This is a genomic window from Nocardiopsis sp. MT53, from assembly GCF_019598965.1.
GTDB lineage: Bacteria > Actinomycetota > Actinomycetes > Streptosporangiales > Streptosporangiaceae > Nocardiopsis > Nocardiopsis changdeensis.
On record NZ_CP080599.1, the window covers coordinates 5566883 to 5583219 of the forward strand.

The following is a 16337-nucleotide window of genomic DNA, read 5'->3' on the forward strand; positions in this document are numbered from 1 at the left end:
GGCGCCCGGTCAGTCCAGCGCCCAGGCGGGCAGCGCCTCCACCCGGTCGGCCCACCTCGGGGCCGCCGCCGGGTCCGCGCCCAGCACCCCGCCCACGATCGCGGCCACGGTGTCCATGTCGCCGCCCGGCGCGACCGCGGCCCACAGCGCCGGCTCCAGCGGCGCGCGCAGGTGCTTGGCCGCCACCCACAGCGCGAACGGCACCGTGTCCAGGGCCCGCACCCGCGAGCCGTTGCCCAGCCGGTGGGCCGCGCCCACGGGCTCGGGCACGATGAGCAGCGCTCGCGCGGCCCGCACCCCCTCCCGCAGCGCGCCCCGGGGCAGCAGGTCGGCCACCCAGCCCAGGAACGTCCCCGGAGCCCCCGCCTCGCCCCGTGCCACCAGGGCGGCGGCCACCGCCACCGCGACCGCCCCGTCCACCGCCTCGGGGTGGGTGTGGGTGACGCGCGCGCTCACCGCCGCCCACCCGGCCGCGGCCCCGGGGTCGTCGGCGAAGAACGCGCCCAGCGGGGCCACCCGCATCGCCGCGCCGTTGCCCCACGACCCGGCCCCGTCGAACAAGCCCGCCGCCAGGTCCTGGTGGTCGGCGCCCTCGCGCACCAGCCGCAGCAGGCGGCCGGTGGCGGGCCCGTACCCGCGGTCGAAGTCGTGGTGGGCGGCGAAGGACCCCGCCAGCCGGTCGGCGTCCACCTCCCCGTGCCGGACGACCTCCCGGTACACCGACGCGGCCATCTCGGTGTCGTCGGTCCACGACCACACCCCCTCGGGCAGCTCCCGGGCGCGGTGCCGGAACCGGTTGCCGGGCACGAAGAACTGGGAGCCGAAGGCGTCGCCCACGGCCAGGGCGGACAGGCTGGACAGTGCGCGGCGGGCGCGCTCGGAGGCGTCGAAGGAGAGCGGAGAGGTGGTCATCGCCCGCCATCCTCCCCCACCCGCGCCCTCCCGAACAGGGTGTGACCGAGGTCCCACCGGGGCCCGCGACCCCGCCCACGCTCGCACTATGCCCCCATCACTCGGCTCCCACCTGCGGTGACAGCACAACGAAACATGCCCGACACCATCGCCCAACGCCCGGGTAACACCTCGGAGGTTGCCTGAAACGCAACCGCACCGGGAGGAACACCCCCATGGAAGAACTCGTCGTCATCGGCAACGGCATGGTCGGCCACCGACTCGTCGAGGCCCTGCGCGACCGCGACGCGGCGGGCCACTGGCACATCACCGTCGTGGGCGAGGAGCCCCGCACCGCCTACGACCGCGTCGCCCTGTCCTCCTACTTCGACGGCGCCACCGCCGAGGACCTGTCCCTGGGCGACCTGTCCGGCCCCGCCGTGGACGTGCACGTCGACGAGCGGGCCACCGCCGTCGACCGCGCCGCCCGCACCGTCACCACGGCCTCGGGGCGCACCCTGGCCTACGACCGGCTCGTCCTGGCCACCGGCTCCAGCCCCTTCGTGCCTCCCGTGCCCGGACACGACCTGCCCGGCTGCCACGTCTACCGCACCATCGAGGACCTGGACGCCATCACCGCGGCCGCCCGCGCCGGGGCCCGCACCGGCGTCGTCATCGGCGGCGGCCTGCTGGGCCTGGAGGCCGCCAACGCCCTGCGCCTGCTGGGCATGGACGCCCACGTCGTGGAACTCGCGCCCCACCTGATGCCCGCCCAGATCGACGAGGGCGCCGGATCGCTGCTCGCCGGGCTCGTCTCCGACCTGGGCGTGCACGTCCACACCGGCGCCGCCTCCACCGCCGTGGAGGCCGGCCCCGACGGCCGCGCCGCCCGCCTGCTCCTGGCCGACGGCACCCGCCTGGACACCGACCTGGTCGTCTTCTCCGTGGGCATCCGGCCCCGCGACGAGCTCGCCCGCGCCGCCGGACTGGACGTGGGCGAACGCGGCGGCATCACCGTCGACGACACCTGCACCACCTCCGACGCCCGCATCCACGCCATCGGCGAGGCCGCCTGCCACCGCGGCACCGTCTACGGGCTCATCGCCCCCGGCAACGCCATGGCCGAGGTCCTGGCCGACCGCCTCGTCGGCGGACGGGCCACCTTCACCGGCGCCGACACCTCCACCAAGCTCAAGCTGCTGGGCGTGGACGTGGCCAGCTTCGGCGACGCCCACGGCCGCACCGCCGACTGCCTGGACGTGGTGGTCAACGACGCCGCCACCGGCCGCTACGCCAAACTCGTCCTGTCCGACGACGCCACCACCCTGCTGGGCGGCGTCCTGGTGGGCGACGCCACCGCCTACGCCACCCTGCGCCCCCTGGTGGGCTCGCCCCTGCCCGGCGACCCGCTGGCCCTGATCACCCCCCAGGGCGAGGCCCTGGGCGCCGACGCCCTGCCCGACTCGGCGCAGATCTGCTCCTGCAACGCCGTCACCAAGGGCGCCATCGCCCAGGCCATCTGCGACGGCAACCACGACGTCCCCGCCCTGAAGGCGTGCACCCGCGCCGGCACCAGCTGCGGCTCGTGCGTGCCCATGCTCAAGAACCTCCTGGACAAGGCCGGGATCGCCCAGTCCAAGGCCCTGTGCGAGCACTTCGCCCACTCCCGGGCCGAGCTGCTGGAGATCGTCCGCGCCACCGGCATCACCACGTTCTCGGCCCTCATCGAGGCCCACGGCACCGGCGCCGGCTGCGACATCTGCAAGCCCGCCGTCGCCTCCATCCTGGCGTCCCTGGGCAACGGCCACATCCTGGAGGGGGAGCAGGCCTCCCTCCAGGACACCAACGACCGCCACCTGGCCAACATGCAGCGCAACGGCACCTACTCCGTCGTGCCGCGCATCCCGGGCGGGGAGATCACCCCCGACAAGCTCATCGTCATCGGCGAGGTCGCCCGCGACTTCGGCCTCTACACCAAGATCACCGGCGGCCAGCGCATCGACCTGTTCGGCGCCCGCCTGGAGCAGCTGCCCGCGATCTGGACCCGCCTGGTCGAGGCCGGGTTCGAGTCCGGGCACGCCTACGGCAAGTCGCTGCGGACCGTGAAGTCCTGTGTGGGCACCACCTGGTGCCGCTACGGCGTCCAGGACTCCGTGGGGCTGGCCATCCGCCTGGAGGAGCGCTACCGGGGCCTGCGCTCGCCCCACAAGCTCAAGTCCGCCGTCTCCGGGTGCGCCCGCGAGTGCGCCGAGGCCCGCGGCAAGGACTTCGGGATCATCGCCACCGAGCACGGCTGGAACCTGTACGTGGGCGGCAACGGCGGGTTCACCCCCCGCCACGCCGACCTGCTCGCCTCGGACCTGGACGAGCCCACCCTCATCCGCTACATCGACCGGTTCCTGATGTTCTACATCCGCACCGCCGACCGCCTCCAGCGCACCGCCGCCTGGATCGAGGCCCTGGACGGCGGCCTGGACCACCTGCGCGAGGTCGTCGTGGAGGACTCCCTGGGCATCGCCGCCGACCTGGAGGCCGCCATGGACCGCCACGTCGCCTCCTACACCGACGAGTGGGCCGCCGTCCTGGCCGACCCCGACAAGCTGGCCCGCTTCCAGTCCTTCGCCAACGCCCCCGACACCCCCGACCCCACCATCGCCTTCACCACCACCCGCGACCAGCCCGTCCCCGCCGCGCCCGTCGGGCTCGGCATCCCCACCCTGCGCACCCGGGAGAACGCATGACCGCCTACGCCACCGAGGCCGCCCACCCGGCCGCCGAGGACACCGGCTCCGCCTGGACCGCCGCCTGCCCCAGCGCCCGGCTGCGCCCCGACGACGGCGTCGCCGTCCTGCTGCCCGGCGGCCGCCAGGCCGCCCTGTTCCGCACCCGCACCGGGGAGCTGTACGCCGTCGACAACATCGACCCCTTCACCGGGGCCGCCGTCCTGTCCCGCGGCATCGTCGGCGACCGCGCCGGCGAGCCCACCGTCGCCTCGCCCCTGCTCAAGAACGTCTTCTCGCTGCGCACCGGCCGCAGCCTGGACGACCCGGACGTGGCCCTGGACACCTGGGCCGTCCACGACGACGGCACCACCGTGCGCATCGGCGCCCGGGCCCGTACGGAGGGAGCCACATGACCACCGCCCCGCCGCTCACCCCCGGCCCGCGCACCCCGAGCCCGCCCACCACCGCGCCCCTGGCCGGGTTCACCGTCGCCGTCACCGCGGCCCGCCGTGCCGACGAGCTCTCCGCCCTGCTGCGCCGCAAGGGCGCCCAGGTGATCGCCGCCCCGGCGCTGCGCATCGTCCCCCTGAGCGACGACCAGCGCCTGGCCGCGGTCTCCGACGACCTGGTCCGCCGCCCCGCCGACGTCGTCGTCGCCACCACCGGCATCGGCTTCCGCGGCTGGGTGGAGGCCTGCGAGACCTGGGGCACCGTCGACGGCCTGCTGGACTCCCTGCGCGCCTCGCGCCTGCTCGCCCGCGGCCCCAAGGCCAAGGGCGCCATCCGCGCCGCCGGGCTCACCGAGGAGTGGTCCCCGCCCTCGGAGTCCTCCGCCGAGGTCCTGGACTACCTCCTGCAGCGCGGCGTCCAGGGGCTGCGCGTGGCCATCCAGCTGCACGGCGAGCCCCTGCCCGACTTCACCGCCGCCCTGCGCCTGGCCGGGGCCGACGTCGTGGAGATCCCCGTCTACCGGTGGACCCAGCCCGAGCAGACCGGCCCCCTGGACCGGCTCATCGAGGCGATCACCTGCGGGGGAGTGGACGCCGTCACCTTCACCAGCGCCCCGGCCGCCGCCGGGCTGCTCGCCCGCGCCCGCGCGACCGGCCACGGCGACGCCCTCGTCCAGGCCCTGCGCCGCGACGTGCTGGCCATGTGCGTGGGCCCGGTCACCGCCCGCCCGCTCATGGCCCAGGACATCCCCACCACCTGGCCCGAGCGCGCCCGGATCGGCGCCCAGGTGCGGTCCCTGGCCGAGGAGCTGCCCGCGCGCTTCCCGACCCTGGCCGTGGCCGGGCACCGGCTGCGCCTGCGCGGCCACGCGGTCCTGGTCGACGGCACCGTCCACACCCTCTCGCCCACCCTCATGCGGCTCATGCGCGCCCTGGCCCACCGCCCCGGCCAGGTCCAGGACCGCACCCGCCTGCTCACCTGCCTGGGGGAGGACGCCGACGCCCACGCCGTGGAGACCGCCGTGGCGCGGCTGCGCACCGCGCTGGGCGACCCCAAGATCATCCAGACGGTCGTCAAGCGCGGCTACCGGCTGGCCCTGGACGACACCCCCGGATGCGAGTGAGGACCGTGCACCGACACCCCGCCCTGCTGCTGGCCCTGCACGGCACCCGCGACCCGCGCGGCACCGCCGTCGCCCACTCCCTGGCGCTGCGGGTGGCCGAGCTGACGCGCGTGCCCACCCGCCTGGCCTTCGCCGACGTCCTGGAGCCCGCCGTCGGCCGGGTCGCCGCCGACTCCCCGGGCCCCCTGGTGGTGGTGCCGGCGTTCCTGGCGGCGGGCTACCACGTGCGCACCGACATCCCCGACCAGCTCGCCCGCGCCGGGCGCGCCGACGCCGTCGTCACCCCCGCCCTGGGCGACCACCCGGCCGTGCGCGACACCGCGGTGCGGCGGCTGGTCCGCGCCGGGTACCGGCCCGGCGACGCCGTGGTCCTGGGCTGCGCGGGGACCTCCGACCCCCGCGCCATGGCCGACCTGCGCCGCGCCGCCGACGCCCTGTCGGGCCGCCTGGAGGCCCCGGTCCACCTCGCGTTCGCGGCCACCGCCGCGCCCTCCGTCGCCGAGCGCGTCGCCGAGCTGCGCGCCCGCGGGCACCGGCGCGTCGCGGTGGCCTCCTGGCTGCTGGCCCCCGGGCTGTTCCAGCGGCGGTTGGAACGGTCCGGGGCCGACGTGGTGGCCGGACCCCTGTGCCCGGACGCGGCCGTCGCCCACGCCGTCGCCGCCCGCTACGCCGGGGCCGCCATCCCCCAGCCCGCGTGAACGCCCGGGCGGGTGGCCGATTGCGGCAACCGGGTGCGCATCCGCCCCCGACGGGGAAGACATCCCGGTGGACCCGCCACCGCCCCCCGAGAGGCAGCGCCATGCCCACGCCCCTTGTGTCCGACGACGTCCGCGAACCCGCCTGGGACCGCGCCATGGGCGTCCTGACCGGGGCCGCCGCCGCAACGGCCCTGGTCGGCGCCGACCCCGGCCTGCTCGCCCGGTTCCTGGACCCGGCCCCCTCACCGCCCGCCCGCCTGGCCGTCCTGGCCCGTACCGCGCTGGACCACCGTTCCCCGCCGCCCGCCGACCCCCTGGACCGGGCCTGGACCGATGTCCTGCGCGCCCTGGTGCGCACCGGTGCCGCCCCCGACCGCTCGCCCGAGCTGGAGCACGCCCCCGTCGACGACCCCCGCGGCGCCTCCTGGCGGGCCCTGGTCCGCACGCCCGTCCCCGAGCACGCGCCCCACCGGGGCTCCTTCGCCTGCACCCACCTGGTGGACGCCGTCTGGACCGCCTACACCGCCTCCGGGGACCCGGCCGCCATGTACACCGGGGCCCTGGCCGGGGCGCGCTGGGGCCTGTCCGCCGTCCCCCTGCAGGCGCTGCGGGTCCTGGCCGGGACGGTGGACCCCCACACCCTGGTCGCCGACACCTTCGCCCTGGTCCGCGGCCCCCGCGCCGACCTGTGGCCCCACTGCAGCGTCCTGGCGGCCGAGCCGCGCCGCCTGCCGCCCTTCGCCGTCCCCCACCCCCTGGACCCCGAGGTCCTGCTGGGCAACATCGACCACCTGCGCGCCCGCCCCGAGACCGTCGACGCCGTGGTGTCGCTGTGCCGCACCCACCCCACCGACGCGCCCCACCTGGCCCCGGCCGACTGGGTCCGGGTGTGGCTGCACGACAACCCGAGCACCAACGCCAACCTGCACTTCGCCCTGGACGAGGCCGCCGCCGCGGTCGCCGCCCTGCGCGCCGAGGGCAAGCGCGTCCTGCTGCACTGCTGGGCCGGGGCCTCGCGCACCCCGGCGGTGGCCGCCCGCTACGCCGCCGCGGGGCTGGGAGCCCCCGTGCTGCCCTCCCTGGCCCTGCTCATCCGCACCGTCGGGGGGCACCTGGACAACCCCTCCCTGGCCCGCGCCGTCGCCCACCTCAGCGGCCACGACCTGGCCGACCCGGCCGCCGCCCTGTTCCCCGACGGGATCCCGCCGCGCCGCGCGGACCTGCCCGAGCCGCGCATCACCGGATGACCGACCCGTGACCGGATAGGGACCGTCCGCAACGGTGTCGTGAGAAGTTCCACAAACCGTCGCTTTCCGGTACCGTGACCTCAGCGTTACCCCTTAGGCTCTGCGCTCAGACCCCGCGTGACGCCACCCGGCGGTCCCTCTCCGGCCCCGCGCCCGGGCCCCGGTACGGCCCGGCACCGGCGGGCGCCGTGCACCCGGCGCACCCCCCGCCCTCCTTCATCCGGGCGGCGCCGTGCACGGGCCACCCGAGCGGCCCGCCCTGCCCTGTTCCCGTTCAAAGGACTCCGACGTGGGCGAAAACCAGCCCCAGACCACACCGGTCGACGAGGACACCGCGCTCCTCGACGCCGCCCACGGACCCGCGCCCGTGGGTCCCCGGGTCGCCGCCAAGCGCGCCCGCCGCAAACGCACCCTCATCCTCGCCGGCGCCGCCGGCCTGGCCCTGCTCGTGGGCGGCACCGCGACCGCGGCCGTCGTGGCCACCGGCGCGGGCCCCGAGGGCGCCACCAACGCCACCGTGGTCCCCGAGGCCGACCCCGACCCCCTCGTCCCCGCCCAGGAGCAGGGCGAGCCGGACACCGGGGCCGCCCAGGGGGCCGAGGAGGCCGTCGCCGGGGCCACCCAGACCACCAGCGCCGAGGCCTCCGACATCAAGGAGGAGCCCGAGCCGGAGCCGGAGGAGGACACCTCCACCGACAACGGCGGCGGTGGCGGCGGCGAGCCCACCGGGGAGGGCGGCACCTGCGAGGCCTCCTTCTACGGGGCCGACTTCGCGGGCCGCACCACCGCCAACGGCGAGACCTTCGACCCCAACGCGATGACCGCCGCGCACAAGACCCTGCCCTTCGGGACCATGGTGCAGGTCACCAACCCCAACAACGGGCAGTCGGTGACCGTGCGCATCAACGACCGCGGGCCCTTCGTCGCCGGGCGCTGCCTGGACCTGTCCACGGCCGCGTTCGACCAGATCATCGGCACCGGGGCCGGCGTCGGCCAGGTGCAGTGGCAGGTCGTCTCCTAGCCCCCGACCCGCCCCTCGGGCGCCCCGCACCCTCCCCGAGGGCGCGGGGCGCCCTGCGTTGCGGGCGGTGCGGGATCCGCGTGTGATCCCCCGCACGTCCCCACCGCGTGGCACAATCCCCGTCATTCGCAAGATCATCCACCGACATGCGAGGGAGCAGGGGCGTTGTTCCGCACCACCACCGGCTGGGTCGTCTCACCCACAGACCTCGTCGACACCCTCGAATGCGACCACCGCAGCGCCCTCAAGGCCGCGCTGGCCGCCCGGGTGGAGGGCGCACCCGCCCCCGAGCCCGTCGACCCCCTGGTCGCCCACCACGGCCTCCTGCACGAACAGGCCGAGCTCGAACGCCTCACCGCCCTGTTCGGCCACGTCGTGCACATCCCCGACCCCCACCCCGACGACACCTCCCTGGCCGAGGCCGCGGCCGCCACCGCCCACGCCATGGCCCAGGGCGCCCCCGTCATCTACCAGGGCTGCTTCCACCACCCCCTGCCCTCCCGCGGACCCGTCCCCGTCGCCTTCCACGGCCGCGCCGACTTCCTCATCCGCGCCGACCTGGACCCCGCCACCGGCGCGCCCCGCCCCGACGCCGACCCCGAGGAGCCCTTCACCTACGAGCCCTGGGACACCAAGCTCGCCCGCCGCCCCGGCCCCGGCGCCGTCGTCCAGCTCGCCGCCTACGCCCACGCCGTCACCGTGGCCACCGGCCGCGCCCCCCGCCGCATGCACCTGCTCACCGGCGACGGCCACACCCACAGCCTGGACACCGTCGACTTCACCCCCATCCTGGGCACCGTCACCGACCGGCTGCTGGACTCCCTGGCCGCCGCCCCCGCCCTGCCCTCGCCCACCTGGGGCGCCCCCCGCCCCTCCTGCGACGGCTGCGGCTACTCCACCTGGTGCTCCTCCGGGCGCACCGCCGCCCGCCACCTGTCCCTGGTCGCGGGGCTGCGCACCGACCAGGCCGCCAAGCTCATCGACGCCGGCGTCTGCACCATCGACGACCTGGCCCGCGCCGACGACGACCAGCGCCCCGCCACCCTGCCCCGCCGCTCCTTCGAGCAGCTGCGCGCCCAGGCCCGTCTCCAGGTCCGCCAGGACACCACCCGCACCCCCGACAACCCGCAGGGCACCGTCACCGCCGAGGTGTTCGCCCCCGACGGGCTGGCCGGCCTGCCCGCCCCCAGCCCCGGCGACGTCTTCTTCGACATGGAGGGCTACCCCTACCACTCCCGCGAGGGCGGGCGCGGCCTGGAGTACCTCTTCGGCGCCACCACCGAGGACGAGCACGGAGCCGAGACCTTCCACACCTTCTGGGCCCACGACCGCGTCCAGGAGAAGAAGGCGCTGGAGGACTTCGTGGACTTCGCCTGCGCCCGCATCGAGGCCGACCCCGGCGCGCACATCTACCACTACGCCTCCTACGAGGTCGACCGCCTCAAGCACCTCAGCTCCGAGTTCGCCACCCGCGAGGAGGAGGTCAACCGGCTCCTGCGCGAGCACCGCCTGGTGGACCTGTACACCGTGGTCCGCAAGAGCCTGCGCGTCTCCCAGCGCTCCTACTCCATCAAGTACCTCGAACCCCTCTACCTGCCCGACGCCCGCTCCGGCGGGGTCACCACCGCCACCTCCAGCATCGACGCCTACGCCGCCCACCTGTCCGCCCTGGAGGCGGGCGACCACGACCGCGCCGCCCAGGTCCTGGCCGACATCGCCGCCTACAACCGCGACGACTGCCACTCCACCGCCCGCCTGCGCGACTGGCTGGAGGAGCACCGCACCCTCCAGGGCATCACCGACCGGCCCGCCGTCCAGCTCGAACTCACCGAGGACGAGGCCGAGCGCGCCCGCAAGCGCGCCGAGCGCCTGGCCCGCCAGGCCGCCCTCACCGGACCCCTCCTGGACCAGGTGCCCCAGGACCCGACCGAGCGCACCGAGGAGGAGGCCGCCCGCGCCTCCCTGGCCGCCCTGGTCGGCTACTACCAGCGCGAGAACCTCCCGCCCTGGCGCGAGCACTACCGCCGCACCAACGCCCCCCTCACCGACCTGGAGACCGACACCGACTGCGCGGTCCCCTGGCAGGTCCGGGCGGGGGAGTGGATCGAGCCCACCGGCCGCCAGCGCAAGGTCCGCCGCGAGATCCTCATGCGCCTGGACACCTCCCACCCCCATCCCTTCACCGCCGGACAGGACGTCCACCTGCTCTACCCCGGCGCCCCCGGCCAGCCCGCGCTGGCCGCCACCGCCTCGGTCGCCGAGGCCCGCCCCGACAGCCTCACCGTCCTGGAGACCTGCGACGCCGACGCCCTGCACTTCCGCAACCCCGTCGCGGTCCTGCCCGGCTCGCCGGTCAACCCCGCCCCCAAGGACGGCGCCCTGGAGCTGGTCGCCGGCCGGGCCCTGGAGGACCTGCCCGACTGGCCCCGCCACGCCGGGCTGGACCTGCTGCGCCGCATCCCCCCGCGGCTGGCCCCCGCCGGGCCCCTGCCCGACCCGGCCGCGCACGGCGGCGACCTCATCGAGGCCACCATCGCCGCCGTCGACCGTCTGGACCACTCCTACCTCGCCGTCCAGGGCCCGCCCGGGGCGGGCAAGACCTATCTGGCCGGGCGCCTGATCACCCACCTGGCCCGCCAGGGCAAGAGCGTGGGCGTGTGCTCCACCAGCCACAAGGCCGTGGAGAACGTCATGTCCGCCGCCCTGCGCGCCGCCCGGGAGGCGGGGGTGGAGCTGCCCGCGGCCAAACGCGCCAAGTCCAAGAAGGACGCCGACCCCGACCTGCCCTGGGACCAGCCCACCAGCCCCCAGGCCCTGGCCGGGTGGCGCACCAAGCACACCGCCGAGGGCCGCCCCGTCCTCATCGGCGGCACCGCCTGGGCCATGGCCAACGCCTCCATGGTCGCCGACCCCCTGGACGTGCTCATCATCGACGAGGCCGGCCAGTTCGCCCTGGCCGACACCCTGGCCGTCTCCGCCGCCGCCCGCGACCTGGTCCTGCTGGGCGACCCCCAGCAGCTGCCCCAGGTCGTCCAGGGCACCCACGGCGAGGGCGCCGACGCCTCCGCCCTGCAGCACCTCATGGGCGGCCGCCAGATCATCGACCCCGCCCGCGGCTACTTCCTGGACCAGACCCGCCGCATGCACCCGGCCGTGTGCGCCCCCGTCTCGGACCTGTCCTACCAGGGCCGCCTGCACGCCCACCCCGCCACCGCCCAGCGCACCCTGTCCGTCCACGAGCCCGGCCTGTACGCGCACGTGGTGGACCACCGGGGGCGCACCACCCACAGCCCCGAGGAGGTCGACGCCGTGGTGGCCGCGGCCACCGCCCTGGTCGCCGACAAGGTCACCCTGGACCCCGGTGCCGGGCCCCGGCGGCTGACCGGCCACGACATCCTCGTGGTGGCCCCCTACAACCTCCAGGTGCGGGCCCTGCGCCGGGCCCTGGCCCGCGCCGCCGAGGCCGACCCCGCCCTGGAGGGGGTCCGGGTCGGCACCGTCGACCGCTTCCAGGGCCAGGAGGCCCCGGCCGTCATCTGCTCCATGACCACCTCCGACGCCGCCGAGACCAGCCGCGGCACCGCGTTCGTCCTGGACCGCAACCGCCTCAACGTGGCCCTGTCGCGGGCCCAGCTGATCGCCGTGCTCGTCCACTCCCCGCACCTGGCCACCACCGCCCCGCGCAGCATCGAGGAGCTGCGCCTGCTGGCGTCCTTCACCCGCCTGAGCGGCGCCGCCCGCCCCTGGCCCGACCACCGGTGACGGCGGCCCGCCACCGGTTTCGGGCACCCCGCGGGTGGAGTACGTTTTACAGAGCACGCCCCCTGCCACGGCCGGTCCGCGCGATCGCGAGGCCGTGCGCCGCGCGTGCGCGACGGCCCTCCCCGACCCGTTCCCGAAAGGCACCCCGGCCCCCGTGTCCGACAGTCCCTCCGCCTCCGGTGGCGGCCGCAACACCCGCCACCCCACCGGAATCCGCGTCGTCGTCCTCATCCTGGCCCTGATGGCCCTCGCCCTGGGACCCGCCGGGTACCTCATGGGCGCCAACGCCCAGTCCCACGCCGGGTCGGCCGCGGAGTGGTTCACCCTCTCCTTCGGCGCCTTCGTCGGCATCCCCCTGCTCGCCGCCGCCGTGGCCACCGTCGCCGGGGACCGCAGGGCCGCCCTGTGGTCGCTGGTGCTGCTGGCCTGGCCGCTGGTGTTCGTGTCCCTGATCCACTTCACCCCCCTGGGCGGGTAGGCTCCCGGGCGTGTCACCCAAGAAACGCAGACAGCGCAAACCCCGGCGGGACCACGACCGCGGCGCCGCACCGGAGCGCGCCGGCGCGGAGGCCGGGCAGGAGCCCGGGACCCGGGGCCGGGTGTCGCGCACCCCGGTGGTCCTGGACGACCCGCCCGACCGGCGCGTCACCGCCCTGTGGGTGGTCCTGGCCCTGGTGTGGGGCCTGGGGTCGCCGCTGGCGCTGGCGATGCTGCTGTTCACCACCATGGACGCCGCCGCCGTCGACCCCGCCGACCCGGCCGCCGCGGCGGGGGCCGTGGACTCCATCGGCACCGCCCTGATCTGGCTGCTGGTGCTGGCGCTGGTCGTGCCCGCGGTGTCGGCGGTCGCCGCGGTGGTGCTGCGGCGCAGGATCGCCGCGATCGGGTTCGCCGTCGCCCTGGCCGTCTCGGCCGGCCTGATCTTCTGGGCGATGCCCCCGGCCGAGCTGTGGGACGCCCTGCGCTCCCACCTGTCCGGCTGACCCGCGGGGAGAGCCCGGTGGAGACCCCCGAGCACGCCGTGGCCCTGCCGGACGCCGTGCGCACCCGCCTGGCCGCGGGCACCCAGAGCGTCCTGGTGGACGCCCGCGCCCTGGAGCGGGTGCGCGAGCGCTTCGACGACGACCAGGCGCGGGCGCTGGGCCGGTTCCTGGCCAACGCCCAGTCGCCCAACACCCTGCGCGCCTACCGCACCGACTGGACCGCGTTCACCGCCTGGTGCCTGGCCGAGGGGCGCACCGCGCTGCCCGCCGAGGCGGTCGACGTGGCGGTGTACCTGGCCGCCTGCGCCCAGGCCCGCACCCCCGACGGGCGCCCGGCGCTGGCCCCGGCCAGCATCGAGCGCCGGGCCGCGGCGATCGCCGCGGTGCACGGCGCCCACGGGCTGGCCTCGCCGACCCGCGCCGAGGTGGTGCGTCTGACCCTGCGCGGCATCCGCCGCACCCGCCGGGCCCGCCCGCGCCGCAAGGACCCGGTGGTGCTGGCGACCCTGGAGGCGCTGCTGGCCCACCGGCCCGGGCCGGGGCACCCGGGCGGTGTCGCCCGGCTCCGCGACACGGTGCTGCTGCTGACGGGGTTCGCGGGGGCGCTGCGCCGCTCGGAGCTGGCGGGCATCACCTTCGACGACATCACGGTGCGCACCGACCCGGCGGGCGGGGCGACGACGCTGCTGGTGGAGCTGGGCGCCACCAAGACCGACCAGGAGGGGCGGCGCGGCCACGTCGTGGCGCTGCCCCGGGGCCGCCACCGGCACACCTGCCCGGTGTGCGCGCTGGCCGACTGGGCGGAGCTGCGCACCGCCCACCTGGAGGGCGGCGCCGACGCGGTGCGCGCCCTGCTGGCCCGGGCCGCCGCCGAACCGCCCGCCGCCGCGCACCGGTGCGCCCGCCTGGACGCCGCCGCGCTGGCGCCGCTGGCCGACGGCTCGCAGCGCCCGCTGCTGGTGTCGGTCTCGCGCCACGGCGCCCTGGGCACCCGCGCCATGACCGGCCAGTCGGTGGGGGACACGGTCAAGAAGTACGCGGCCCGCGCGGGGCTGGACCCCGACGCGTTCGGCGGGCACTCCCTGCGCGCCGGATTCGCCACCCAGGCCGCGCTGGGAGGCGCCGCCGACCGTGAGATCATGCGTCAGGGGCGCTGGACCAACCCGCGCACGGTGCACGACTACATCCGCAGCGCGGACCCGTTGGACGACAACGCGGTGACCCGCCTGGGGCTGTGACGGGGCCGGGCGGGGCCTCGTCTCGAATCGTCAACGAACCCGCCTGTGAGGACGGAAAACCGCACTTATCGTGCGATCCTTCACTCACGACACATTAGGTTGGTTGCGTGAGAAAGGGGACGGGCCCATGGTCGACGAATTCCGCGCCACATTCCAACAACTGATCGACGCCTCGGTGACCGCCGACCCCGGCCAGTTCCCCGCCGCGGTCCACCGCGTCCTCGTCCTGGCCTCCCGGATCCCCGTCTCCGAGCGCGAACTCGCCCTGGAGGCCCTGGCCCCCCTCCTCACCGGCGACCACGCCGCCCCCGGCATCACCGCCGACCTGTGCGTCGTCGCCGGGGCGCTCGTCGAGACGGGCACCGACCCCGGCCCCGCCGGCCCCGAGGTCCTGCGCCGCCTGCGCGCCATCGGCCGCGGCGCCATCGTCTTCGCCCGCGCCTGGCAGCGCACCGGCGGCGGCGAGCCGCCCGACCCCGACTCGGTCACCGCCGCCGACGAGAACCGCGTCGCCACCGACCTGGGCGCCGACGCCCCCGGCGCCACCATGTGCTGGTGGACCGTGGCCCGCCACGCCCTGGCCGCCAAGACCATGCTCACCCGCTCCACCGTGCGCTCCCACGTGCGCCGCGACCCCACCCTGCACGCCGAACTCGTCGCCGTCGCCAACCAGCTCGGCGACCACCTGCCCGACCTGCAGGAGGTCCGCGCCCTGCTGCGCATGGCCGAGGCGGGATCGGCCCTGGTCCTGGACCGGGAGTCCGGCCGCGCCTTCCGCGTCCTGTTCGACGGCATCGGCGACAACTTCCAGCTCCACACCCTGCTCGCCGACGCCCTGGTCGGCCCCAACGGCATGGGCCTGGCCGGGGACCCGCCGGACCCGCGCTGGGTGCGCGCCTTCCGCGACGGCGACCCCGACCCGGCCGCCCGCACCGTGCGCGGCTGGTGGAACCTGGTCGCCCACGACGGCACCTGGGTGTGGAACGAGGGCGTCCCCGCCGAGATCCCCACCCTGGACGGCGAGCACGTCCTGGTCCTGGACGAGCAGCCCTACCCGCGCTCCTGGAGCGCCCACCGCCGCCACCCCCTGGTCGCCGGCTGGCTGGAGGTGGAGGGCGAGCTCCTGGCCGAGGAGGCCGCCCTGTGGTGGAAGCGGGTCGCCCCGGCCGAACCGGCCATCCCCGACCCCACCGACGACTCCACCCCCATCCCCGAGCCGGTCCTGGCCGAGGAGGCCGCCGGCGCCGAGCGCGTCCGCGGCTTCCTGCCCCCCGAACCCGAGCCCGAGCCGCTTCCCCGCCGGCCCGAGGCCGCCCCCCGGCCCGAGCCGGCACCGCCGGAGCCCGCGGCGCCCGCAGAACCCCCGGTGCCCCCGGCACCCGCGGCCCGACCTGAACCCGCGCGCCCGGCCGCGGCCGAGCCGCCCGCGCCGCCCCGCACGGGCGGCGGCACCGGCCTGCCGCCGCTGCCGCCCGGGGTCTCCAACAGCTCCGCCTGGGGCCCCACCTGGCGCTGAACCCCCCTTACACGGCCGCGGGCCCGCACCCCCTCTTCCCGGGGATGCGGGCCCGCGGCCGTGCGGGGGACGGGGCGCTCAGGCCCGGTGCCGGGGGACGTGCTGGGCCTCGGGCTCCGCGCGCTTGTCCGCGGGCCGCTCCTCGCCCTCCTCGTACAGGCCCTCGAAGTACTCCTCCTCGGTGACCTCGTGCTCCTCGGAGCGCCGCCAGCGCCCGCCGACGAACACCGTGGCCGCCAGCACCAGCGCCACCGGCACGAACACGCCCAGCGGCAGCAGGTCCAGCGCGCCCTCCAGGCCGGGCACCGGGGGCAGCCGCTCCAGCAGGTGTCCGCGCACCAGCGCCACACCCGTCGCGGAGCCCAGCACCAGCGCCACCGACAGCGGCAGCATCGGGGTCAGCCGCGGGGGGACGGCCAGCAGCGCCACGATGACCCCCACGCCCACCAGGCCCGCCAGGACCAGGGGGCCGCTGCCCTCCAGGACACCGCGTTCGGCGGCGTGCAGGGAGCGCAGGTGGGAGAAGGCCCAACCGCAGGCCAGCAGCAGGACGGGGGCGAGGATGAGACCGGACAGGAAGCCGACGATATGTCGCACGGGGGTGCTCCTCTCAGGGGTTGCGCGACACCTTAGCGACAAAACCGGTGACCAGCACCCGAACCCCCACCGAACGGGACCACCCGGT

General features: G+C 76.5%; 13 protein-coding genes. 11 read left to right on the forward strand and 2 right to left on the reverse strand.

Going from position 1 to position 16337, the window contains the following annotated elements:
* Positions 1–9: 9 nt before the first annotated feature.
* Positions 10–912, reverse strand: coding sequence for an ADP-ribosylglycohydrolase family protein (locus K1J57_RS24685; RefSeq protein WP_220561027.1), 903 nt, complete (start codon positions 910–912; stop codon positions 10–12).
* Positions 913–1127: 215 nt separating this feature from the next.
* On the opposite strand from K1J57_RS24685, the gene nirB reads away from it, so the two are divergent.
* The 11 genes from nirB (at position 1128) to K1J57_RS24740 (ending at position 15652) form a co-directional block, all read left to right on the forward strand.
* Positions 1128–3632, forward strand: coding sequence for a nitrite reductase large subunit NirB (gene nirB / locus K1J57_RS24690; protein WP_220561028.1), 2505 nt, complete (start codon positions 1128–1130; stop codon positions 3630–3632).
* Positions 3629–4027, forward strand: coding sequence for a nitrite reductase small subunit NirD (nirD, locus tag K1J57_RS24695; protein ID WP_220561030.1), 399 nt, complete (start codon positions 3629–3631; stop codon positions 4025–4027). Before nirB ends, nirD begins: the two co-directional genes overlap by 4 nt.
* Positions 4024–5187, forward strand: coding sequence for a uroporphyrinogen-III synthase (locus tag K1J57_RS24700; RefSeq protein ID WP_220561031.1), 1164 nt, complete (start codon positions 4024–4026; stop codon positions 5185–5187). The genes nirD and K1J57_RS24700 overlap by 4 nt, the downstream gene beginning before the upstream one ends.
* A gap of 5 nt (positions 5188–5192) precedes the next feature.
* Positions 5193–5885: a sirohydrochlorin chelatase gene (locus K1J57_RS24705; protein ID WP_220561032.1), complete on the forward strand. Its 693-nt coding sequence runs from the start codon at positions 5193–5195 to the stop codon at positions 5883–5885.
* A 101-nt stretch (positions 5886–5986) separates the two neighbouring features.
* On the forward strand, positions 5987–7132 hold the full coding sequence (locus K1J57_RS24710) for a dual specificity protein phosphatase family protein (RefSeq protein WP_220561033.1): 1146 nt from the start codon (positions 5987–5989) through the stop codon (positions 7130–7132).
* Positions 7133–7421: 289 nt separating this feature from the next.
* Positions 7422–8153 (forward strand): septal ring lytic transglycosylase RlpA family protein, encoded by a 732-nt coding sequence (locus K1J57_RS24715; protein WP_220561034.1) that lies wholly within the window; start codon positions 7422–7424, stop codon positions 8151–8153.
* 165 nt (positions 8154–8318) lie between these two features.
* Positions 8319–11915, forward strand: a complete 3597-nt coding sequence (locus K1J57_RS24720; RefSeq protein WP_220561035.1) for a TM0106 family RecB-like putative nuclease — start codon at positions 8319–8321, stop codon at positions 11913–11915.
* Between the two features lie 154 nt (positions 11916–12069).
* The gene (locus K1J57_RS24725; protein ID WP_220561036.1) at positions 12070–12393 is read left to right on the forward strand and encodes a hypothetical protein; all 324 of its coding nucleotides are present in this window, start codon (positions 12070–12072) and stop codon (positions 12391–12393) included.
* A gap of 10 nt (positions 12394–12403) precedes the next feature.
* Entirely contained in the window at positions 12404–12898 is a 495-nt protein-coding gene (locus K1J57_RS24730) for a hypothetical protein (protein WP_220561037.1), read from the forward strand.
* Positions 12899–12915: 17 nt separating this feature from the next.
* Positions 12916–14136, forward strand: a complete 1221-nt coding sequence (locus K1J57_RS24735; protein WP_255646572.1) for an integrase — start codon at positions 12916–12918, stop codon at positions 14134–14136.
* A 127-nt stretch (positions 14137–14263) separates the two neighbouring features.
* Positions 14264–15652, forward strand: a complete 1389-nt coding sequence (locus tag K1J57_RS24740; protein ID WP_220561038.1) for a hypothetical protein — start codon at positions 14264–14266, stop codon at positions 15650–15652.
* A gap of 78 nt (positions 15653–15730) precedes the next feature.
* Here K1J57_RS24740 and K1J57_RS24745 read toward each other — a convergent pair whose 3' ends face one another.
* Positions 15731–16249, reverse strand: a complete 519-nt coding sequence (locus K1J57_RS24745) for a hypothetical protein (protein ID WP_220561039.1) — start codon at positions 16247–16249, stop codon at positions 15731–15733.
* Positions 16250–16337: the final 88 nt, after the last annotated feature.